Here is a 21,318-nt window from a genome sequence, read left to right as displayed (position 1 = left end):
GGAATCTCGTCCGCGATGTCGGCATAGTCGTCGGCCAGGTAGACGTCGGTCCAGCCCACCGGCGCGTCCTGCCCGTCGATATGGCGGGTCTGGCGGATCAGCATCCAGCGCCGGCCGGGGCGGTCGCCCAACCGCTGCGCCAGCGCCTCGTCCGCGACGAGGGGGGCGATGTCCTGCACCTTGCGAAAAGACGGCCCGGCGAAGTGCATCAGGTCGCCGGTGGCGGACATGGAATGGACATAGGTCGGCGGCGGTTCGGTCGAGGTGACGCGGGTCGCCGCACCCTGCTTGCGTTCGATCATGCCCATCCGCTGCAGTTCGGCCATGGCGCTGCGGATGGTCGAGCGGCTGGCGCCGAAACGGGCGCAGAGCACCGCCTCGCTGGGCATCGGGTCGCCGACCCTGAAGTTGCCGGACCGCAGGTCGGCCATGATTCGGGCTGCCACCTCGGGGTAACGCTTCTTCATTTCAGCAGGCATTCCAATGGCTTGCGCAGAGTCCCCATGACCCTGCTTGACCTGTTGCCCATCTTGCACCAACATATCCGCATAAGTCAACTTGTTCGAACAAGTTAGGGGGAGACGGGGATGACCATGGATCGCGCGGGTCTTCAGGCCGGGATGGAACAGGCCGTGGACGGGGCGCAGGAGCTGGACGCCGAAGGCCATGACCGGTCCCTGCCGTGGTGGCTGGGCGTGGCGCTGACGGTGCTGTCGGCGGCCTATGCGGCGTTCCACCTGGCGGTCCTGAACTTCTGGTCCATCGACGAATGGGTCTATCGCGTGATCCACGTCAACATGGGTGCCGCGCTGGCCTTCATCGGCATCCGGGCCTGGCGGGGGGAACGGGGGCGCAATGTCCCGATCCCCGACTGGATCCTGATCGCGGCCGCCATCGGCTGCACGGTCTATGTCGCGGTGAACCTGCAGATGCTGATCATGCGCACGGGCGTCATCACCACGACAGGGGATTTCATCTGCGGCGTGGCGGGCACCATCGTGGTGCTGGAATTCGCCCGTCGGGTGGCGGGGCTGGTCCTGCCGGTGATCGCGCTGATCTTCATGGGCTATGTCTTCGTGGGCCCGTGGCTGCCGGGGATCCTGCATCACCAGGGGTTCCAGACGGCGAACTTCTTTTCCTTCCTCTACAGCCAGGACGCGATCTTCGGCATGACGGTCGCGGCCTCGTCCCGCTACATCATCCTGTTCGTGGCCTTTGCCGTGTTCCTGCAGGCCTCGGGCGCCGGGGACTATTTCATGCGGCTGGCGATGACGCTCTTCGGCGCGGCGCGCGGCGGTCCGGGCAAGGTGTCGGTCTTTTCCGGCCTTCTGTTCGGCACCGTGTCCGGGTCGGCCGTGGCCAATGTGGTGGCGTCGGGCACCTTCACCATCCCGATGATGCGGCGCGTGGGCTACTCCCGCGAAAGCGCCGGCGGGATCGAGGCGGCGTCGTCTTCGGGCGGACAACTTGCCCCGCCGGTGATGGGGGCAGGGGCCTTCATCATGGCGGAAATCACCGGCATTCCCTATTCCGACATCGTCGTGGCGGCGGCGCTGCCCTGCCTGCTGTTCTATCTTGCGATCTATCTGACCGTGGACCTGCAAGCCTTGCGGACCGGCCTGACCGGGATCCCCCGGAAGGAGCTTCCCAAGGTGGCCGAGCTGAAGGCCGACGCCTTCCTGCTGCTGCCGCTGGCGGTGCTGCTTTACATCCTGCTGTCGGGCTATTCGATCATTGCCGCCGGCACCTGGGGCCTGGCCGCGACGCTGCTGGTGCTGCTGAGCCGCGAGATCGGGTTCCGGTCCTATGTGCTGGCGCTGCCGCTGGTCCTGTTCGTGGTGCTGCCGCTGACGGGGATGGCCGTGAACATCGCGGGCGCCATCGCCTTCCTGTCCAGCATGGCGCTGCTGCTGGTTCTGGCGGTCGTCACGGGCAAGGCCGCGAAACTGCCCGGTGCCGTGAAGGTTCTGGGGGTCGAGACCTTCCGGGGCCTTGCGGATTCCGCCCGCAAGTCGCTGCAGCTGATCAGCGTGATGGCCTGTGCCGGCATCGTCGTGGGCGTGCTGGGGCTGACGGGGCTGGGGGGCCGGTTTTCGTCCGTGCTGCTGTCGGCGGCGGGGGAAAGCCAGGCGCTGGCCTTCGCGCTGGCGATGATGATTTCCATCGTCCTGGGCATGGGGATGCCCACGACCGCGGCCTATGCCATTGCCGCCGCCGTGGTGGCGCCCGCGCTTCAGCAGATGGGCATTTCGGCGCTGGCCGCGCATATGTTCGTCTTCTACTGCGCCGTGATCTCGGCCATCACGCCGCCGGTTGCCATCGCGGCCTTTGCAGGTGCGGCCATCGCGGGGGGCAAGCCCTGGCCCACGTCGATCCGCGCCATGCGCTATGGCATCGCGGCCTTCGTGCTGCCCTTCATGTTCTATACCAGCCCCGAAATCCTGCTGCAGGGCAGCTGGATCCAGACGGCCCATGTCTTTGCCACCGCGCTGGTCGCCATCTACCTGATCGCCGTCGCGGGCGAGGGGCAGCTTTACGGCCCCGCCACGCCGGTCGAACGCATCGTGGCCGCCATCGCGGCGCTGCTGCTGTTGTGGTCCAGCCTGGGCACCGACATTGCCGGGCTCGCCATCGCCGCGCTGCTTCTGCTGTGGGCCCGGCGGCGGGCCGCGCCTGCCGCGGTGGCCGCGGCACCCGGGCGCTGAGCCCTTCAGGAACCACCCCAAGAGACAACCCCGAGGAGGAGACCCCATGACCATCAGACACAGCTTCATCGCGGCCGCGGCGCTGGCCGTTGCCACGGCCCTGCCGGCGGGCGCACAGACCGCGCCCGCGTCCATGACGATTTCGACCGCGTCGCCGGGCGGCGTCTATGCGATCTATGGCGAAGGCGTGGCCGGCGTGGTCAGCGATGTCGTGGGCATCCCGACCTCGACCCGGCAGACCCAGGGCCCGGCGCAGAACCTGATCCTGCTGCAGGGCGGGCAGACGGAACTGGCGATGACCACATCGGGCCCCGCATGGGAAGCGATGAACGGCGAGCTGGAGCTGGCGCCCGGCAAGAAATACGGGGACCTGCGGGTTCTGTTCGCGATGTATCCGACGCCGTTCCAGATGATCGCGCTGGAAGACAGCGGCATCGACAGCCTGGACGACCTGGCAGGCAAGCGCGTGGGCGCGGGCCCGCGGGCGGGCACCGGCGGCACCTACTGGACCCGCTGGATGGACAGCATGGGGATCGACGCCAGCCTGCAATATGGCGGCATCGGCGACCAGGCCAGCCAGCTGGCCGATGGCCGGCTGGATGCGATCATCACCGCGGGCGGCATTCCACACCCCGCGCTGTCGGAACTGGAGAACACGCAGGACGTCACCATCTTCGGCATGTCCCCGGAAACCCAGGCGACGCTTCTGAAGGCCAATCCCTATGCCGTGCCCTTCGTGATCCCGGAGGGCACCTACAAGACGCCCGGCGGCGATCTGGACACGGTGGCGATGTGGAACTTCGTGGTCGTCGATGCCTCGATGCCCGACGACGTGGCCTACCAGGTGACGAAGGCCATCCTGGAAGGGAACGAACGGATGGTGGCGACCCATGCCGCGGCCAAGGGCACGGTGGCGGAAAACATCCTGCAGGACACGTTCATCCCGCTGCATCCGGGCGCCGCGAAGTACTATCAGGAAGTCGGTGTCGAGATCCCGGCCGCCATCGCGCCCGGCAGCGAAGGATAAGGGCATGAGCCTGGCATCGACCGCCCCGGGGCTTCTGTCCCAGACGCAAGGCTATCTGCGCGCCATGTCGGTCTTCGGCGAGGCGGGGACGGTCGATGCCTATCTGCAGTTCGAGGCGGCCCTGGCCGAGGTTCAGGGCCGTCTTGGCATCATCCCGGCAGAGGCCGCGGCGCCCGTGGCAGCCGCCTGCCGGTCGGGCGGGCTGGACCTGGACCTGCTGCGGGTCCGGTCGGCGACGGTGGGCTATCCCATCGCGCCGCTGGTCGAGATGGTGGCCGAAAAGGTCGGTCCCCATGGCCAGTGGGTGCATTACGGCGCCACGACGCAGGACGCGATGGACACGGGGCAGGTGCTGCAACTGCGCGCCGCGCTTGGTCCTGTTCTGGCGGATCTGGACCGGACGGTGGGTTTGCTGGCCGATCTGTGCGCCCGGCACCGGCACACGCCGATGGCGGGGCGGTCCAAGCTGCAGCACGGGGTGCCGATCACCTTCGGCTACAAGGTCGCCGTCTGGCTGGACCAGATCGCGCGGGCGCGGGACGATCTTGCCGCGGCATTGGACGCCGCGTCCGTTCTTCAGTTCGGCGGCGCTGTCGGGACACTGGCCTCGCTTCGGGACCGTGGCATGGCGGTGCGGCAGGCGCTGGCGGAACGGCTGGACCTGACGGAGCCCGACATTTCCTGGCATGTCAGCCGCGACCGGATGGCAAGGCTGACCGGGGCCGTGGCCGCGATGCTGGCGGCGCTGGGACGGATGGCGGTGGACATCGCGCACATGATGTCGACCGAGGTCGGCGAGCTGGCGGAACCGGCGGCGGCGGGGCGGGGCAGTTCGTCGACCATGCCGCAGAAGCGCAACCCGGTGATCTGCGAGGCGATGATCGAGGCCGCGCGCACCGTGCAGGGCGCGCCGGCCGTGGTGCTGGACGCGATGCTTCAGGAACACGAGCGCGGGCTGGGCCATGGCTATCGCGAGCGGATGGCGATCTGCGATGCGACCGCGCAGCTGGCCGGGGCCGCGACGCTGTCGGCCGAGCTTCTGGCGGGGCTGGAAGTGAACGTCGACCGGATGCGCGCGAACCTGGACCTGACCGGCGGGCTGATCCATTCCGAGGCGGCGATGATCCACCTGTCGGAAAAGCTGGGCCGCCTGCGCGCCCATGCCGTGCTGCACGAGGTCGCCCACCGCGTCGGCAACGGGGGCGCGGGATTCGAGGCCGCGCTGGCCGAGGTCGCGGGCGAAACCCTGCCGCCGGGCCTGACCGACGCCGCCGCCGGGACCGATGCCGCTGCCGCGATGATCGACCGGGTGCTGGCCCGGATCGGCGGTGCGGTGCGCGACGTCGCCGAATAGGCCGCATCCGGGCGGCGGGGCCGGTCCTGCGTCCGCCGTTCGGGCGGCCGTGCGGTTCCTTCGGTCTGTGCTTTCCCGGTCTTCCCTGTGCCGCTCGGCATCCGGCGCCGGCGCGTTTCGCGCGGGACGCCGACGCTTTGCCTGAACCCCCGTCATTCCCTGTCCTGCCCCGTCTTGCAGACCCGCCGGGCGCCGCCCCGGCGGTCGCGACGTGCTGTGCCGGTGTCTGCCGCGGCGCTTTCCTGCTGCCATATTGCGCAAACTGGCATTCAAAAGGCCGGCAGGGTGGAATATCCGAATCCAAAAATGCTTTTCATGCAATCAAAACGCTGTAAGGTTGCGGTGAAGAGTCTGCGCCCGGTATCGGTCCTGCCGGTGTCGGGTCCGGGCGGGAGATAACAACCGACAGGGGTTCCACATGACTATTCACTCAGGCCGCTGCGCGACATGTGCGGCGCTTGTGCTGTCTGCCGGGCTGGCCATGGCCGGTGCGGCCCAGGCGGACACGGTGCTGAACGTGCGCATGAATGCGGATATCCGGGCGCTGGACGGGTTCAACCGCGACAGCAACTCGGACACCGTCACTCACCACATCTTCGAAACGCTGGTGGCCTTTACCGCCGATCTGGGGATCGGGCCGGCGCTGGCGAAGGACTGGACGATTTCCGGGGACGGGACCGTCTATACCTTCCACATCCGGGACGGGGCGACCTTTCATGACGGATCGCCCGTGACCTCGGCCGATGTGCTGTGGAACTGGAAATGGCGCACCGATCCGGCCAATGAATGGGTCTGCGCGTCGGAGTTCAACGGCGCCAAGGGGCTGGAGGTCGTGTCGGTCGAGGCGCCGGACGACGCCACCGTCGTCTTCACCCTGAACGCGCCCAATGCGCTGTTCCTGATGCAGCTGGCCAATATCCAGTGCAACGCCTGGATCGCCAGCCCCGCGAATGTGGGCGAGGACGGCAAGTGGATCGCGGGCAGCGCCATCGGGTCGGGGTCCTTCATGCTGGAGGACTGGGCCAAGGGGCAATATGTGCAGCTGACGGCCTATGACGGTTATGTGCCGTCGGGCGCGCCGCTGTCGGGCCTTTCGGGCGACCGGACCGCGGGTGTCGATCACGTGCGGTTCCAGGTCATCCCGGATACCGCCGCCGCCGAGGCCGCGCTTTACGCGGGCGAGATCGACATCCTGCCGGGATTCGAGGCCGCGCGGATCGACCAGGCGACCGGCCGGGGGATCGTCGTGGATTCGGCGCCGGGGCTGAGCTGGACGCCGCTTCTGGTCCAGACGCTGGACCCGATGATGTCGAACCTGACCTTCCGGCAGGCGCTGGCCCATGCGATCGACTGGGACCAGATCGTTGAGGTGCGCACCAACGGCCTGGCGTCGCACAATTCCTCGGCCGTGGCCGAGGCCAGCGTCTTCTTCGACGAGGATTTCCTGGAATGGCCGGAATATGACCCGGCCAAGACGGCCGCGCTGCTGAAGGACGCGGGGTACAATGGCGAGGCGGTGAAGATCCAGACCAACACCCGCTATCAGGGCATGTACGACAATGCGGTGCTGGTGCAGGCGATGCTGATGGCCGCCGGCATCAATGCCGAGTTGGAGACGCTGGACTGGGCGGCACAGCTGGACAACTACCTGGCGGGCAAGTTCCAGATGCAAAGCTTCGGCTATTCCGCGCGGCTGGACCCGTCGCAGATGTACGGCCGCCTGATCGGCGACAAGGAAGCGTCGCCCAGCCGCCAGTGGCAAAGCGACGAGGCGATGGCGCTTTACGTAAAATCGACCCAGACCGCGGATGTCGAGGAACGCCGGGCGATCTTCAAGCAGCTGCACAAGCTGATGGTGCAGGACCTGCCGATCTTCGGCCTGTACTACGAGCCGGTGATCGACGCGCTGGGGCCGAAGGTCGAGAATTATACCGTCTGGGCCGCCGACAAGACGCTGTTGTTCGGGGTCGGCAAGGCCGACTGACGGGCCGCTTCAAAGGCCGGGTGACCGGGTCGTTTTCCGGTGCGCGGGCGGGGATTTTCCCGCCCGTCTGCATTTGGGGACCGGTGCCGGCATGCCTCTGGCCGTTTTGTCATGCTGTGGGATGTCGTCCCGGACGGGACGGACCGGGCCGGGCCGGTCGGACCTGTCACGACGGGCAAATCAGGCCGGGACGGACAAGTCGGAACAGTCTGCGTCAGGCCCGTTCATATGGCGTTCAGGCGGCGTTCAGGCGCAGGGACGCTTCCAGCAGGCGCTTCGTGTAGGGATGTTCCGGCGCGTCGAAGATCCGGTCGCGGGGGGCCAGTTCGACGATGCGCCCGGCCTCCATCACCGCGACGCGGTCGGCCACCTGTTCGACGGCGCCCAGATCGTGGCTGACGAAAAGACAGGCAAAGCCGTGGCTGTCCTGCAGGTGGCGGATCAGGTCGAGGATCTGTTTCTGCACGGTCATGTCGAGCGCCGAGACCGGTTCGTCCGCGACCACGAAGGCGGGCCGTGCGATGACCGCCCGGGCGATGGCCACGCGCTGGCGCTGCCCGCCCGACAGCTGGTGGGGAAAGCGGGTCATCAGGGCGGGATCCAGCCCGACCTCGACACAGCAGTCGCGGGCGCGGGCACGCCGGTCGCCGTCGGACAGGCCGGGCAGATGGCGCAGTGCCTCGACCAGCAGGGGACCGACCCGTTGCCGCGGATCGAGCGAGGAATAGGGATCCTGAAAGATCATCTGCATGTCGCGCCGGGCCCGGCAGCGCGAGGCGGTGCCCTGATCGCCGATGTCCTGCCCGCGAATGCGGATGCTGCCGGTTTCGGGCCGTTCCAGCCCGATGATCGTCCGTCCCAGCGTCGTCTTGCCCGAACCGGAGGCGCCGACCAGCGCCAGTGTCTCGCCCGGGCGGATCGCCAGGTCGACGTCGTGGACCACGCGGCGGAACCGTTTCGGGCGCAGGGGCCCGGCCTTTTCCGGATAGCCGATCGACAGGCCGCGGGTTTCGACCAGCGGCGCGGCATCCGTCGGCGGGCGGGCAGGGCCGCGGCGGGGCAGGGCGGCGACCAGTTTCCTTGTATAGGCGTTCTGCGGTGCGCGCAGCACGTCGCGGGCGCGGCCGCTTTCGACGGCGCGGCCCTTTTCCATCACCACCACGTCGTCCACGTAGCGGGCGACCATGCCCAGATCGTGGCTGATCAGCAGGACCGAGGTGCCGCTGGTCCGGGTCAGGTCGACCATCAGGTCCAGCACGTCGCGGCTGACCAGCGTGTCCAGCGCCGTCGTCGGTTCGTCGGCGATCAGCAGACGGGGCTTCAGCAGCATGACCGACGCGATCATGATCCGCTGCCGCATGCCGCCGGAAAATTCGTGGGGCCAGGCAGACAGGCAGCGTTCGGGGTCGCGGATCTGCACCCGGTCCAGCATGGCCAGGCATTCCGCCCGGATCTGGCGGGTCGACAGCGTCGTGTGCAGGCGCATCGCCTCGGCCAGTTGCTGGCCGATCCGCATCGACGGGTTCAGCGAGACCATGGGCTCCTGGAAGATCATCCCGATCCGCGCGCCCCGGATCGCCCGCATCTGCGGTGCCGAGGCGCGGGTCAGATCCTCGCCGTCGAAGAGGATCCGGCTGTCCGGCGTGGGCGACAGGCCCTGGGGCAGCAGGCCCAGGATCGACCGTGCGGCCAAGGTCTTGCCCGATCCGCTTTCGCCCACCAGTGCGGTGAACTGACCGGGCGGGATCGCGAATTCCAGATCGTCGACCAGCGTCAGCGGCGACCGGTCGGGGCGGATGGTCAGGTTCCTGACGATCAGTCCGTCCTGCATCCTCAGCCTCTCATCTTCGGGTCAAGCCAGTCGCGCAGCGCGTCGCCCAGAAGGTTCACCCCCAGAAGCGACATTGCGATGCAGAGCCCCGGCAGGATCACCATGTGCGGCGCCTGCGCGGCGTGGGGGCGGGCGGTCGACAGCATGTTGCCCCAGCTGGGCGCCGGCGGCGGCACGCCCAGCCCCAGGAACGACAGCGAGCTTTCCGACAGGATGATCCAGCCGAACATGGTGGTGGCCAGCACGATCACCGGGGCCATGCAATTCGGCAAAACGTGCCGAACCATGGTGTACAGTTCGGAATTGCCGCCCACGCGCGAGGCTTCGACATATTCGCGGGCACGGACCGATAGGACCGTGCCGCGCACAAGGCGGACGACCACGGGCATGTAGGCCAGTCCCAGTGCGATCACGATTCCCGTCCGGCTGGCGCCGAAGACGGTCATGAAGCCAAGCGCCAGCAGCAGGCCCGGAAAGGCCAGGAAGGCATCGTTGAAGATCATGATCGCCCGGTCGGGCAGGCCCCGCAGGAACCCCGCCAGCGTGCCGAAGACCAGCCCCAGCGCCACGGCCACCAGCGTCGTCACCAGCGCGATCCCGACCGAGGTGCGCGCCCCGTAGATCAGGCGCGAGGCGATGTCGCGCCCGAATTCGTCGCCGCCCAGAAGATGCCCGCCGCCCGGGCCCTGCATGCGGGCGGGCAGGTCCAGCTTCAGCGGGTCGACGGGCGCGATCCAGGGGGCGAAAAGCGCCATCAGCAGAAGGATGCCCACGACGGTGCCGCCGATCCACAGGTTCAGGGGCAGGCGTCTCATTCCGCGACCCTCGGGTCCAGCAGCGGATAGACGAGGTCCACCAGAAGGTTCACCATCACGTAAAGGAAGGCGATGAACAGCAGGCAGCCCTGCACCAGCGGATAGTCCCTGCCATAGATCGCGTCGATCATCAGCCGGCCCAGGCCCGGGATGGTGAAGACCGTCTCGATCACCGCGATATTGGCCAGAAGGCTGCCCAGCACCAGGCCGATCAGCGTCCAGGTGGGCGCAAAGGCGTTGCGGAAGGCGTGGCGCCACATGACCGCGCGTTCCGACAGGCCCTTGGCCCTGGCATGGGTGATGTACTCCAGGCGGCTGACCTCGATCATCGAGGCGCGGGCCATGCGCACGATGGAGCCCATTTCGACCAGCACGATGGTCACGACCGGCAGGATCATCGCCCGCGCCGCCGCCCAGGCATCCTGACCGAAGGGGACATAGCCCACGATGGGCAGCCAGCCCAGTTCCAGCCCGAAGACCAGAAGCAGCATCAGCCCCATCCAGAAGCTGGGAATGGACAGAAGCAGGGTCGAGCTGCCGATCACGGCCAGGTCGCCGGCGCTGTCCTGGTGCCAGGCGGCCAGGATCCCCAGCGGCACGGCGATGGCGACCGCCAGAAGGACCGAGGCCAGGACGATGGTCGCCGACACGGAAAACCGGTCCAGGATCAGGGGCAGCACCGGATCGCCCAGCACGATCGAGGTGCCGAAATCGCCCCGCAGGATCTGCCCGGCCCAGGTCAGGAACTGGACCCAGACGGGATCGTCCAGGCCCATCGACCTGCGCATCGCCGCGACCTGGTCCGGTTCCGCTAGATCGCCCAGCATCAGGGTGGCCGGGTCGCCCGGCACCATGCGCATCAGAACGAAGATCGTGACCGCCACCAGAACGAGCGTCGGCACAGCGCTGAACAGCCGGGACAGGACGAAGCGCAGCATGGCCTAGTCCCGCAGGTCCATGTCCAGCCGGTAGCGGGTGAAGGTGTCGTTGACCGCCGGCAGGGGCGCGATATCCATCACGCCCAGGGCCGGTTCCATCAGCACCATGGCGACGGTGGCCGACAGGTTGCCGTTGCCCTTCTGCAGGGGCGGACGGCAGACGCCGTAGGGATCGGCGAACCGGTCCATCAGCGCGGTCTTCAGATCCTCGACCGTCAGATCGGCCCGGCCGTCCAGATGATGGCGCACCCGCGCATCGCGGTAGAGACTGTCGGGCACATCGTCGAGCCCGGTGTCCTTCAGTTTCGACAGTGCCGCATTGTGCAGCCAGTGATTGGCGTGGACGATCAGGCCCTGCGCATCGGGATAGATCGCAAAGGATTCGTCCGGGGCGCATTCCAGGTTGACGGCGAACCCGCCGGCATAGCCCAGCATCATGTTGTTCGACCCGGACTTGGGCGTCACTGCGACCACCCTGATCGCATGGGCGAAATGCGCAGCCTCCAGCGCGCGGCGGCGGATCAGGGGCAGGGGGATGCCCAGGCCGCGATAGTCGCGGTCGCATTCCAGGTAATTCGCGGTGATCGAGATACCGGCGGCATTCATCCCCGACCGGGCGAGGCCCCCGGCCTCGGTGAAGGTCAGGAAATCGGGGCCGTCGTCGCGTTCCACCTTCAGCACGACCGAGGTGTCGGCGCATTCGGCCCGCCAGTCCCAGTTCTGGCCGTGGATCAGGTGGCCCGCGTCCGTGGCCCCGGGCAGAACCACCGCCCCGGTGCAACCGTCGGGTTCGGGGTCGGGCTGTGTGCCGGTCCGGCGGTCGGCCAGTTGCAGCACCTCGGTCCGGGCGTTGATCAGCACGATCTCTGCCTGCGCCAGGTCCGCGCCTTCGGCGATGCCTTCGATCTCTTCCATCAGGTCGGGGGCCCAGTCGCGGATCCGGGGGGCAAACCCTGCGGCCATTTCCAGCACGTCGTCCCGGGTCAGGCCGCGCTTGCCCAGCGAGCCCATGTAAAGATCCACCGACCCCCGGATGCGGTCCCGGGCCTGCTCGCCATAGAGGCGGCCCCGTTCGCGCGGGGTGCCACGGGTCTGGATCAGCGGAAAGGCCGGGTGATGTTCCATGAAGAAAGATCCTGAATCGGGGTATTCCCGGCACAGTATGTGCATTTTGAGCATACGAAAAGCAAATAATGTCCTGCGGGCCGTCTACCGCCGGGGGGGCGAAGCGGCTATGGTTGCCGGACCGTTTCAAGTGGGGATCATGGCCAGCGTGGGACAGGACGACAGCCGCGACGACATCACGCCGCTGCAGATCGAGGTGATGCGCGGCGTCGTGGAGCTGATCCGCGACGAAGGCTGGGCGCCGGGCACGCGACTGTCGGTTCCGGATCTGGCGCGGCGCTTCGGCGTGTCGCGCTCGCCCGTCACGGTGGCGCTGGGGCTGTTGACGGAACGCGGCATCGTCGCCGCCATGCCGGCGCCGCATCGCGGGCTTCAGGTCGCGGTCGACCTGCGCGACATGGACGTGGCCGACATCGCCCCCAGCAGTCCGCTGGACGATCTCTATCGCCGGATCATGCGCGACCGGGCCTCGGGCGACCTGCCGCAGGACGTGTCAGAGGCCGAGTTGATCCCCCGCTACGACATTTCCCGCGGCGTGGTGCGCAAGCTGCTGATGCGGTTCGCGGCCGAAGGGCTGGCACAGCGCCAGCCCGGGCACGGCTGGCGCTTTGCGGATTCGCTGGATTCCATGGACGGGCTGCGGGACAGCTATGAATTCCGGATCACGGTGGAATGCGCGGCGTTGCGGTCGCCCCGGTTCCGGATCAACACGGGCCAGCTGGACAGCATCCGCCGGATGCACCGGCGCATCCTGGACGGCGCGCTGCAGCCCACGGGCGAAGAATGGTTCCGCGTGAACGCGTCCTTCCACGAAGGGCTGGCCGCAATGTCGGGCAACCGGTTCTACCGCGATGCGATCCACCAGCAGAACGCCCTGCGCCGGATGCAGGAGGCGGCCAGTTTCGAGGAACTGAGCGCCGACCGCATCCGCGAATCCTGCGAGGAACATCTGGCCGTGCTCGACGCGGTCGAGGCAGGCAACATGGACTGGGCCGAGGCGCTGCTGCGCCAGCACCTGAAGCAGGCGGCGGAATACTAGGGTCCTGACCCTGGGGTCAGGACCCCGGGCCCGTCTCAGTCGTCGATGAATTCCGCGACCTCGTCGATCCCCGCGCGGCGGGTGCGGAAGCCGTTGGCGGGGTGGGTCTTGTCCTCGAACCCGAAGGAGATGCCGCAGACCACCAGCCGGTCGTCGGGCAGGTTCAGGTGGTCGCGGACAAAGTCGGCGTGATGGGCAAAGGCCGCCTGGGGGATCGAGGCCAGACCAAGCGCCGTTGCCGCCAGTATGAAGTTCGACACATAGGCGCCGCAGTCGATGGCGCCATAGGTGCCCAGCTTGCGGTCGGTGGTGACGATGGCCACGTGCGGCGCACCGAACAGGCGGAAGTTTTCCAGCGCCTGTTTCGCCGAGGCCGCGCGGTCGCCCTTCGGGATGCCGACGCTGTCGTAAAGCCGGAAACCGCTTTCGCGCCGGCGGTCCAGATACTTGCCTTCATAGGCTTCGGGGAAGGGCAGGTCCGACACGACGGCGGCGCCGCCCGCGGCCCAGTCGGTGATGCCCTTCGAAAACCGCTGTGCCGCGCGGCCGCCCAGGATCGTCACGTGCCAGGGTTGCGTGTTGCACCAGCTTGCGGTGCGCTGTGCCAGGGTCAGGATCCGGTCGACGGTCGCGCGGGGGACCGGATCGGACAGGAAGCCGCGGCAGGAATAACGCTCCTGCAGCAGCCGTTCGAATGTCTTGTCCAGGGTCAGTGTGTCCGTCGTCATGGGCCGGGTCCTTTGTCGATTCCGGGCGGCGGCGGGTGCATCCGCCGTCCCGGGGGCGGACGGTAGGGGGTGCAATCCCGGCCGGCAAGGCCCATGGCGCAAAATTCGAAGCGTTTGCATGAAGCAATTGACTTATGGATCGGCCGATGCAAGATTGTGCGCTGTTTGCGCTAGATCCCCGGCGGCCCAATCCTGCAGGGCCACGCAGATTTCAAGGAGATCGGGATGCCGGCCAAAGGTTCGACGCCATGACCGGGGCCGTCACAAATCGCCAGTTCGTCGGGGACAGCCTGGGCGGTCCGGACGCGTTCGTCCTGCGCCAGGCCATCATGCCGGAACCGGCCCCGGGGACCGCGTGGCGCTGTGGGATCGGGCGGCGTCGGCAAGGTCATCATCACGCCCCGAGGGGCAAGAAATGGCCGCGTGGGCCGGGGGCTGCGCGGCTGCGAGGAGGACGCATGGACTATCAGATCGAACGGCGCGGGGCCGGGGCCATCTTCACCCTGAACCGGCCCGACAAGCTGAACGCGACGACGCCGCAGGTCTGGGACGGGCTGACCGCGCTGCTGGACGAACTGGAGGCCGGCGGCGGGCGATACGTGGTGATCACCGGCGCGGGACCCAGGGCCTTTTGCGCGGGCACCGATCTGGGCACCACGGTCGCCCTGTCGAATGACGAGGTCGCCAATCGTTGCGACATGGTGCGCAAGGTCCTGCTGCGGCTGCACCGGTCGCCGGTGTTGTCGGTCGCGGCCGTCAACGGCCTGGCCTATGGCGGCGGGATGGAGCTGGCGGCCGCCTGCACGCTGCGGCTGGCGGTGCCCTCGGCGCGCTTTTCCGTGCCGGAAATCAAGATCGCCGCGATCCCGGCCTATGGCGGCACCCAGTACCTGCCGGCGGTGCTGGGCCCGGCCGTGGCGCTGGACCTGCTGCTGACCGGGCGGGTCCTTGGCACCCCCGAGGCGATGACGCTGGGATTCCTGAGCCGGATCGTGGAGGCCGGCGCCGATGTCGTGGCCGAGGCCGTCGCGGTGGCCGAGACCGTGGGCGGCTTCAGCGCCCCGGCGGTCGCCGCGATCCGGTCCGCGGTCGCATCCGCCGGGCCGCAGGTGACCGAGGCGGGCATGGCCCGCGAAGGCATCCTGGCGCGCGAAATCTTCCAGGGCGAGGACTGCCGTGAAGGCACCGCCGCCTTTCTGGAAAAGCGTGCACCGGTCTTCACCGGGCGCTAGGTCCAACCCCGGGCCCGCCCCCGCGCACTGCCAAAGTGCCATCCGAAAAGCCCCAATTCTGTTGACAAGCGGCAGGGGGCTGACTACCACTAAAGCAATCGCCTCAGTCATATGACTTCCTTGCGGGGAACAGGAATGAGCCAAGGCGAGTAGGGAGGAAATTATGAACAGTTTCAAATTTCTGGCTGCCGTGGCAGCCGGGTCTTCGATCATGTCCATGGCCAGTGTGGCCGATGCCCAGACGCTGCGGTTCGCCTATGGCCACCCGCCGGGATCGATTCTGGACTATGCCGCCAATGCCTTTGCCGACAGCGTGGCCGCGAACGAGGAAGCGGGGCTTGAGGTGCGGACCTTCCCGTTGTCGCTTCTGAACCTGGTCGAGACCTCGGAAGGTCTGGCGACGGGCCTGGCGGATATCGGCGCGCTGATGACGCCGATCTTCCCCAAGGAATATCCGCACATCAACCTTGCGATCGAACTGTCGGAAACGCTGCTGCTGGGCGACGGTCCCGCGGATGAGGCGCAGGGCGTTCTGTTCGGGTCGATCATCACGGATTTCGTGGTGAACGACTGCCCGGGCTGCCTGGACGATTTCCGCAACCGCAACAGCGTCTTCACCGCCGCGGCGGGGTCCACGCCCTATTCGCTGACCTGCACGCAGCCCTATGTCGAACTGGACGACCTGAAGGATGCCGGGATGCGGATTTCCGGGTCCTACTGGGCGCGCTGGTCCACGGCCGTCGGCGCCCGCCCCGTCACCGTGTCCGGCAACGAGATGCTGGAGGCGCTGACCCAGGGTGTGGTCGACTGCGTGCTGCTGTCGGTGCCGGACGTCTACAACTTTGGCATGGGCGACCTGGTGACCGACATCACCGAAGGCGCGCCGGGCGGGATCTTCGTCGTGTCCTCGGCCCAGATGAACCGCGACACCTGGCTGTCGCTGAACACGCTGCAGCGCGAAACGCTGATGCGGGCGGCAGGCGCCGCCGCGGCCGCGACGTCCATGCGCTATCAGGCGCTGCTGGACGAGATCCGGGCGAAATCGGCCTCGGGCGAGGTGAAGGCAAAGTTCCACCAGGCGGCCCCGTCGCTGGTCGAGGCGACGCAGGCCTTCGTCGAGGAAGACATGGCGAACCTGGTGGCCAGCTATGCCGAAAGCTATGGCGTGACCGATGGCGACGACGTCGTGCAGAAGATCAACGCCCTGATCGAGAAGTGGCGCGGCAAGCTGGAAGGGGTCGAGACCGAGGAAGAGCTGGCGCAGCTCTACTGGGACGAGATCTATGCCAAGGTCGATTTCGCGACCTACGGCGAGTGAACCAATAACGAACGGCCCCGGCGCAGCGTGGCTGCCGCCGGGGTTTTCATATCCGACGGAGACCGAGATGAAGATCGAACGGCTGGACCGGGTGGTCCTTGGCGTGCGCGACATGGACGGGGTATCCGGGTTCTTCGAGGACCTGCTGGGCCTGCGTTTCGACCCGCTTCTGTCCGATCCGGCGGTGGGCATGGATGCCCGCTACAGCCGCGAGGGGCTGGAACTGGTGGCGGGTCATCCCGGCACCGCCGTCGACCGCTTTACCGAAACCAGGGGCGAGGGCGTGTTCTGCGTGGTCTTCAAGGTCGCGGACATGGACGAGGCCATCGCCCATTTCCGCGCCCGGGGGCTGGAGCCGGTGAACGACGTGACCTTCGGCGCCATGCGCGAGGTGGCCTTTCACCCCGCGGGCAGCCACGGGATGCAGATCGTCCTGGCCGAATATCCCGAACGCCACCCGGCGACGGATGCGGTCCTGGGGGGCGCATGATGCAGGCGCTGGACGGGATCCGCGTGCTGGACATGGGCCGGCTGGGCCCGTCGGCCATGGCGTCGATGTACCTGGCCGATTTCGGGGCCGAGGTGATTTCCGTCACTGCGGCAGGACCGGGCGACATGCCCGGACCCGACGACGATTTCTGGAGCTTCGCGTCCCAGATGACGCTGATCGCCCGGTCGCTGAACCGCAACAAGGACAGCCTGACGCTGAACCTGAAGGATCCGGCGGACCGCGACCGCCTGCTGGAGCTAGCGGACGGCGCCGACGTGGTGATCGAGGATTTCCGCCCGGGCACCGCCGACCGTCTGGGCGTGGGCTATCGGGCGCTGTCGGCCCGGAACCCGCGCCTGATCTATTGCGCGCTGTCGGGCTATGGCCAGACCGGGCCGCTGCGCGGCGAAGGCGGGCACGACCTGAACTTCATCGCCCGCGCGGGCCTTCTGGACCTGATCGGCCCCTCGGCCGATGCCCCCCCGGTGATCCCCCTGTTCTTCCTGTCCGATTTCGGCGGCGCTGCGATGCACGCGGTCACGGGAATGCTGATGGCGCTGCTGGCGCGGGACCGGATCGGACAGGGACAGCTGGTGGACATTTCTTTCGTGGATTCGGCGCTGGGGCTGGCCAATCCGCTGGCCTATCACCTGCTGAACGGGGGAGAGGGGTTTCGGCGGGGGGCGCTGCTCTATTCCGGCAGTTTCCCGCATTATGCGCTGTATCGGTGCCTGGACGGCGGCTGGCTCGCGGTGGGATGTTTCGAACCCTGGCTGTGGCAGGGGTTCTGCGAGGCGATCGGCCTGCCGCAGCATGGCCCGGCCGACCTGATGGACCCCGACACCGCACGGCTGGTGCGGGACGAAGTGGCCGCGGTTCTGGCGCAGCGCACCGCCGCTGAATGGGACGCCCTGCTGGGGCCGAAAAGCATCTGTGTCAGCGCGGTGCAGACCCTGGGCCAGATGCTGGACAGCGACCTGGCGGCGGCGCGGGATCTGGTTGCGGAAACGCGCCATCCGCAGCGCGGGACCGAACGGCATCTGGCCAACCCTATCCGCCTGTCCCGGACGCCTGCGCGGATCCGCAAGGCCGCGCCGGAGCCCGGGGAAGACAGCCAAGACATCATGGAACGCGCAGGCAGAAAAGCGACAGGAGTGCCCACATGACCATCGCATCCATCCTGAAAAAACAGGTCGACCGCCACCCGGGGAAGACGGCGCTCTGCTTCGCAGATCAGGTCCTGACCTATGCCGACCTGGGCGCGCGGGTCGATGCCACCGCCGCGCGGCTGGCCGGGCTGGGCGCGGGGCAGGGGACCAAGATCGCCCATCTGGCCTTCAACGACCCGTCCTTCTTCGAACTGCTCTTTGCCTGTTCGCAGCTTGGCGCGGTGCTGGTGCCGGTGAACTTTCGCCTGACCCCGGACGAAATCGCCTTTCAGCTGGCGAATTCGGAATCCGCCATCGCCGTCTTCACCGGCGACTTCGCGGAAACGATGGAAAAGGTGCGGCCCTTGGCCGGGACCGTCGTTCACTGGATCGAAAGCCTGGCCGAAGGGCTGGGGACCGGCGCCGCGCCGGTCCGGACGCCTGTCGCGGACCATGCGCCGGATCGGGCGCTGGTGATGATCCATACCTCTGGCACCACGGGGCGGCCCAAGGGGGCGCTGCTGTCGGAGCGCAACATCCTGGCCACCGTCCAGAACCAGGTCGCCGACTTCCCGCTGACCCGGGACGACGTGACCCTGACGGCTGCGCCGGTCTTTCATGCGGGCGGTTCGCTGATCTGTACCCTGCCGCTCTTGCTGATCGGCGGTACGGTGATCCTGCAGAAGCATTTCGACCCGACGGCTGCCCGCCATCACATGGCCGAAGACGGCGTGACCTGCATGTTCGCCGCCCCCGCGATGTGGCAGGCGATCATCGCCACGGGCGAGGGCGGGCCGGGGGCCTTTCCGATGCTGCGGCTGGCGCTTTCGGGCGGGGCTGCGGAAACCGAACAGTCGATGCGCACCTTCCGCCAGATGTTCGGTGTGACGCTGATGCAGGGCTACGGGTTGTCCGAATGCTCCTCGACCTCGACGCTTCTGCGGGCCGAGGATGCCGGTGCGCGGCTGGGATCGGTCGGCAAGCCGATGATGACCAACCGCGTGCGGGTCGTGCGCGACGACGGAACCGACTGCGCCCCGGGCGAAGTGGGCGAGATCGTGCAGGGCGACGACACGGTGATGCTGGGCTATTACGGCAACCCTGAAGCCACGGCCGAGGCGATCCGCGACGGCTGGCTGCACACCGGCGACCTGGGCCTGACGGACGAGGACGGCTTCCTTTACATCAAGGGCCGCAAGAAGGAGATGATCATCTCGGGCGGAGAGAACATCTATCCCGCCGAGGTGGAGCAGGTGCTGAACGCCCATCCCGGCATCGTCGAAAGCGCGGTGGTGGGGGTCCCCGACCCGAAATGGGGCGAAACGCCGGTGGCCTTCGTCGTGCGCGGCGATGCAGCCCTGACAGGGGCGCAGGTGATCGCCCACTGCCAGTCCCGGATCGCGTCCTACAAGAAGCCTACGCGGGTGATCTTCATCGATGCGCTGCCGCGCAACCCGTCGGGCAAAGTCAAGAAGTTCGAACTGGTGGTGGACCCGGCCGAGGTCTGACCCCCCCGAACTGGAAATGCCGTCGGCGGCCCCGCGATGCGGGGCCGCCTTTTTCGTGCGCGAAGCGGCCGGGCGGTGGCCGGACCCGGACCCGGCCACCGCCCCGGAGACCTGACCGGACTGGGCCGGGCAGGGCCGGGGTTCTGGGCGGGGTCAGTCCCCGGTTAGTCCCAGCGGGAACAGGACCAGGTCGGGGAACACGATCAGGATGGCCAGGATCACGAAGTCCATCAGAAGGAACCAGCCGATCCCCCGGAAGATCTGGGACGTGGTCACAAGATTGCCGACCACGCCCTTGATGACGAAGACGTTCATGCCCACGGGCGGCGTGACCATCCCGATCTCCAGGAGTTTCGTCAGGATGATGCCGAACCAGATCAGGTCGAAACCCGCATCCTTCACGATGGGCAGGACCAGCGGCAGGGTCAGCAGCATGGCGCCCACGGGTTCCAGGAACAGGCCCAGGAAGACATAGAGCACCACCAGCCCCAGCATGATCACCACCGGGTCCGAGGTGGCGCCCATCACCAGTTCTCCCAGAAAGTCGCCCGCGCCGGAAAAGGCCAGGAACCGGGTCAGCACGGTCGCGCCCACGCCGATGATGATCATGGTCGATGTGGTCAGCACCGTGTCGGTGATCGCCGCGATCAGCACCTTCAGCGTCAGCGTCCGCTTCAGCAGGGCGACCAGCGTCGCGAGGAAGGCGCCGACGGCCCCGGCCTCGGTCGCGGTGAAGATGCCGCCGAAAAGGCCCGCGAAGACGCCCAGCATGATGATCACGATGGGCCAGGTGTCCCGGGTCATCAGCAGCCGGTCCCGCAGCGTGTAGGGGTTGCCGTCCCGCGGGGCGAGCGCCGGGTTGATCCGAATCCGGATCAGGATCACGACGATATAGCCGACCGCGGTCAGCAGCCCGGCCAGGATGCCGGTCAGGAACAGGCTGGTCACGGGGACCTGCGCGATCACGGCATAGATCAGCATGATCACCGATGGCGGGATCAGCGCCCCGATGGTGCCGGCGACGGCCACGGTGCCGGTGGCCAGTTCCGGGTGATAGCCGGCCTTCGTCATCTCGGGCACGGCGATGCGGCCCATGGTGGCCGAACAGGCGATGGATGACCCAGACACGGCCGCGAAGCCGGCCGATCCCATGACCGACGCGATGGCCAGCCCGCCTGGCAGGCCCTGCAGCCAGACGCGGGCGGCCCGGAACAGCCCTTCGGTCAGGCGGGCGTGATAGCAGATGAAACCCAGAAGCAGGAACATCGGCACCGAACTCAAGAGCCAGCTGGCCGCGAAGTTGAAGGGCAGGATGCCCATGCTGCCCCAGGCCACGCGCCAGCCGCCCAGAAGGTACAGCCCGCCGAAGGACACGCCGATCATCGCCAGCCCGATGGGAAAGCGCAGCGCGATCAGGACGAACAGAAGGGCCAGGCCCCAAAGGCCGGTTGCGATCTCAGTCATGGTGCACCCCGTCCTCCTGCGAGGCCTCTCTGGTCTGGTCTTCGTCGGGGGCCAGGGGATCGGCGCCCAGCAGGAATTCCACGAACCGCAGGGCGACCAGCAGGGTCATCAGCCCCGCACCCAGCGGCAGGGCGAAGGTGGCGGGCCATGTCTCGATCGTGGTCAGGCCCTGCACCTGCGAGGCGCCGCGCGCCATCTGCTTCACCGCCTCCTCGTATCCGCGCCAGGCCAGGCCGCCGGTGATCAGGCCCACCGGCAGAAGCTGCCAGCCGGTGACCTGCCGCGCCATGGGGCGGGACATCATTTCGGTCACAAGCTCCATCTGGATATGGGCGCGGCGCAGTTCGGCGAAGGCCAGCGGCACGAAGGCCACGATGACCATGTAGTAGTAGCTGACGATGGTCAGCGTGCCGGGAATGCCGGTGCCGAAGACCGCGCGCAGGGCCACGTCCAGCGCCACCTGAACCATCATCAGGAAGACCGACAGCCCCGCGGCCACGGCTACCCCGCGGATCACGGCCGACAGGACCCGGCGCACCGGATCCAGCGCCGCGATATGCGCAGGCCGTCCTGTTGGGTTTGCGATAGTCATGTTTTCCTCCCTGTCCGCGG

The 21,318-nt window shown here is 67.8% G+C and carries 18 protein-coding genes; 10 read left to right on the top strand and 8 right to left on the bottom strand.

Annotated elements, in window-relative coordinates; translation table 11 throughout:
- The coding region (locus FQK05_RS22775; protein ID WP_158971284.1) for a GntR family transcriptional regulator at positions 1–467 on the bottom strand (467 nt) is incomplete at its 3' end.
- A 120-nt stretch (positions 468–587) separates the two neighbouring features.
- Here FQK05_RS22775 and FQK05_RS22770 point away from each other — a divergent pair.
- The 4 genes from FQK05_RS22770 (at position 588) to FQK05_RS22755 (ending at position 7,070) form a co-directional block, all read left to right on the top strand.
- Positions 588–2,705: a TRAP transporter permease gene (locus tag FQK05_RS22770; RefSeq protein WP_233270639.1), complete on the top strand. Its 2,118-nt coding sequence runs from the start codon at positions 588–590 to the stop codon at positions 2,703–2,705.
- 46 nt (positions 2,706–2,751) lie between these two features.
- Positions 2,752–3,732 carry a TAXI family TRAP transporter solute-binding subunit gene (locus FQK05_RS22765; RefSeq protein WP_158971282.1) on the top strand — a complete coding sequence of 327 codons (981 nt, stop codon included), beginning with the start codon at positions 2,752–2,754 and terminating at the stop codon, positions 3,730–3,732.
- A gap of 4 nt (positions 3,733–3,736) precedes the next feature.
- The gene (locus tag FQK05_RS22760) at positions 3,737–5,086 is read left to right on the top strand and encodes a class-II fumarase/aspartase family protein (RefSeq protein WP_158971280.1); all 1,350 of its coding nucleotides are present in this window, start codon (positions 3,737–3,739) and stop codon (positions 5,084–5,086) included.
- Between the two features lie 418 nt (positions 5,087–5,504).
- On the top strand, positions 5,505–7,070 hold the full coding sequence (locus tag FQK05_RS22755) for an ABC transporter substrate-binding protein (protein ID WP_158971278.1): 1,566 nt from the start codon (positions 5,505–5,507) through the stop codon (positions 7,068–7,070).
- Positions 7,071–7,305: 235 nt separating this feature from the next.
- On the opposite strand, the gene FQK05_RS22750 is transcribed toward FQK05_RS22755, so the two are convergent.
- Genes FQK05_RS22750 through FQK05_RS22735 form a run of 4 tightly spaced genes read right to left on the bottom strand, consistent with a single transcriptional unit; the run spans position 7,306 to position 11,779 of the window.
- On the bottom strand, positions 7,306–8,901 hold the full coding sequence (locus tag FQK05_RS22750) for a dipeptide ABC transporter ATP-binding protein (protein ID WP_158971276.1): 1,596 nt from the start codon (positions 8,899–8,901) through the stop codon (positions 7,306–7,308).
- 2 nt (positions 8,902–8,903) lie between these two features.
- The gene (locus FQK05_RS22745) at positions 8,904–9,716 is read right to left on the bottom strand and encodes an ABC transporter permease (protein ID WP_158971274.1); all 813 of its coding nucleotides are present in this window, start codon (positions 9,714–9,716) and stop codon (positions 8,904–8,906) included.
- Positions 9,713–10,654: an ABC transporter permease gene (locus tag FQK05_RS22740; protein ID WP_158971272.1), complete on the bottom strand. Its 942-nt coding sequence runs from the start codon at positions 10,652–10,654 to the stop codon at positions 9,713–9,715. Before FQK05_RS22740 ends, FQK05_RS22745 begins: the two co-directional genes overlap by 4 nt.
- Positions 10,655–10,657: 3 nt before the next feature.
- On the bottom strand, positions 10,658–11,779 hold the full coding sequence (locus FQK05_RS22735; RefSeq protein ID WP_158971270.1) for a C45 family autoproteolytic acyltransferase/hydolase: 1,122 nt from the start codon (positions 11,777–11,779) through the stop codon (positions 10,658–10,660).
- Positions 11,780–11,918: 139 nt separating this feature from the next.
- Here FQK05_RS22735 and FQK05_RS22730 point away from each other — a divergent pair, with 139 nt between their 5' ends.
- Entirely contained in the window at positions 11,919–12,818 is a 900-nt protein-coding gene (locus FQK05_RS22730; RefSeq protein ID WP_158971268.1) for a GntR family transcriptional regulator, read from the top strand.
- A 35-nt stretch (positions 12,819–12,853) separates the two neighbouring features.
- Here FQK05_RS22730 and FQK05_RS22725 read toward each other — a convergent pair whose 3' ends face one another.
- Positions 12,854–13,546: a nitroreductase gene (locus FQK05_RS22725; protein WP_158971266.1), complete on the bottom strand. Its 693-nt coding sequence runs from the start codon at positions 13,544–13,546 to the stop codon at positions 12,854–12,856.
- Positions 13,547–14,004: 458 nt separating this feature from the next.
- Here FQK05_RS22725 and FQK05_RS22720 point away from each other — a divergent pair, with 458 nt between their 5' ends.
- The 5 genes from FQK05_RS22720 to FQK05_RS22700 all read left to right on the top strand — a co-directional run bounded on the left by FQK05_RS22720 (position 14,005) and on the right by FQK05_RS22700 (position 19,242).
- Positions 14,005–14,778 (top strand): enoyl-CoA hydratase/isomerase family protein, encoded by a 774-nt coding sequence (locus tag FQK05_RS22720; protein WP_158971264.1) that lies wholly within the window; start codon positions 14,005–14,007, stop codon positions 14,776–14,778.
- A gap of 163 nt (positions 14,779–14,941) precedes the next feature.
- Positions 14,942–16,096: a type 2 periplasmic-binding domain-containing protein gene (locus FQK05_RS22715; RefSeq protein WP_158971262.1), complete on the top strand. Its 1,155-nt coding sequence runs from the start codon at positions 14,942–14,944 to the stop codon at positions 16,094–16,096.
- Positions 16,097–16,163: 67 nt separating this feature from the next.
- Positions 16,164–16,586 carry a VOC family protein gene (locus tag FQK05_RS22710; RefSeq protein ID WP_158971260.1) on the top strand — a complete coding sequence of 141 codons (423 nt, stop codon included), beginning with the start codon at positions 16,164–16,166 and terminating at the stop codon, positions 16,584–16,586.
- On the top strand, positions 16,583–17,752 hold the full coding sequence (locus tag FQK05_RS22705) for a CaiB/BaiF CoA transferase family protein (protein ID WP_158971258.1): 1,170 nt from the start codon (positions 16,583–16,585) through the stop codon (positions 17,750–17,752). Before FQK05_RS22710 ends, FQK05_RS22705 begins: the two co-directional genes overlap by 4 nt.
- Entirely contained in the window at positions 17,749–19,242 is a 1,494-nt protein-coding gene (locus FQK05_RS22700; protein ID WP_158971256.1) for an acyl-CoA synthetase, read from the top strand. The genes FQK05_RS22705 and FQK05_RS22700 overlap by 4 nt, the downstream gene beginning before the upstream one ends.
- 153 nt (positions 19,243–19,395) lie before the next feature.
- On the opposite strand, the gene FQK05_RS22695 is transcribed toward FQK05_RS22700, so the two are convergent.
- Positions 19,396–20,706 carry a TRAP transporter large permease gene (locus FQK05_RS22695; protein WP_158971254.1) on the bottom strand — a complete coding sequence of 437 codons (1,311 nt, stop codon included), beginning with the start codon at positions 20,704–20,706 and terminating at the stop codon, positions 19,396–19,398.
- The gene (locus tag FQK05_RS22690) at positions 20,699–21,298 is read right to left on the bottom strand and encodes a TRAP transporter small permease (protein WP_158971252.1); all 600 of its coding nucleotides are present in this window, start codon (positions 21,296–21,298) and stop codon (positions 20,699–20,701) included. Before FQK05_RS22690 ends, FQK05_RS22695 begins: the two co-directional genes overlap by 8 nt.
- Positions 21,299–21,318: the final 20 nt, after the last annotated feature.

The sequence above is a fragment of the Chachezhania sediminis genome (genome assembly GCF_009765275.1).
Classification (GTDB): Bacteria; Pseudomonadota; Alphaproteobacteria; order Rhodobacterales; family Rhodobacteraceae; genus Chachezhania; species Chachezhania sediminis.
The sequence above is the reverse complement of the archived record's forward strand: the minus strand, read 5'-3'. Positions and strand labels throughout refer to the sequence as shown.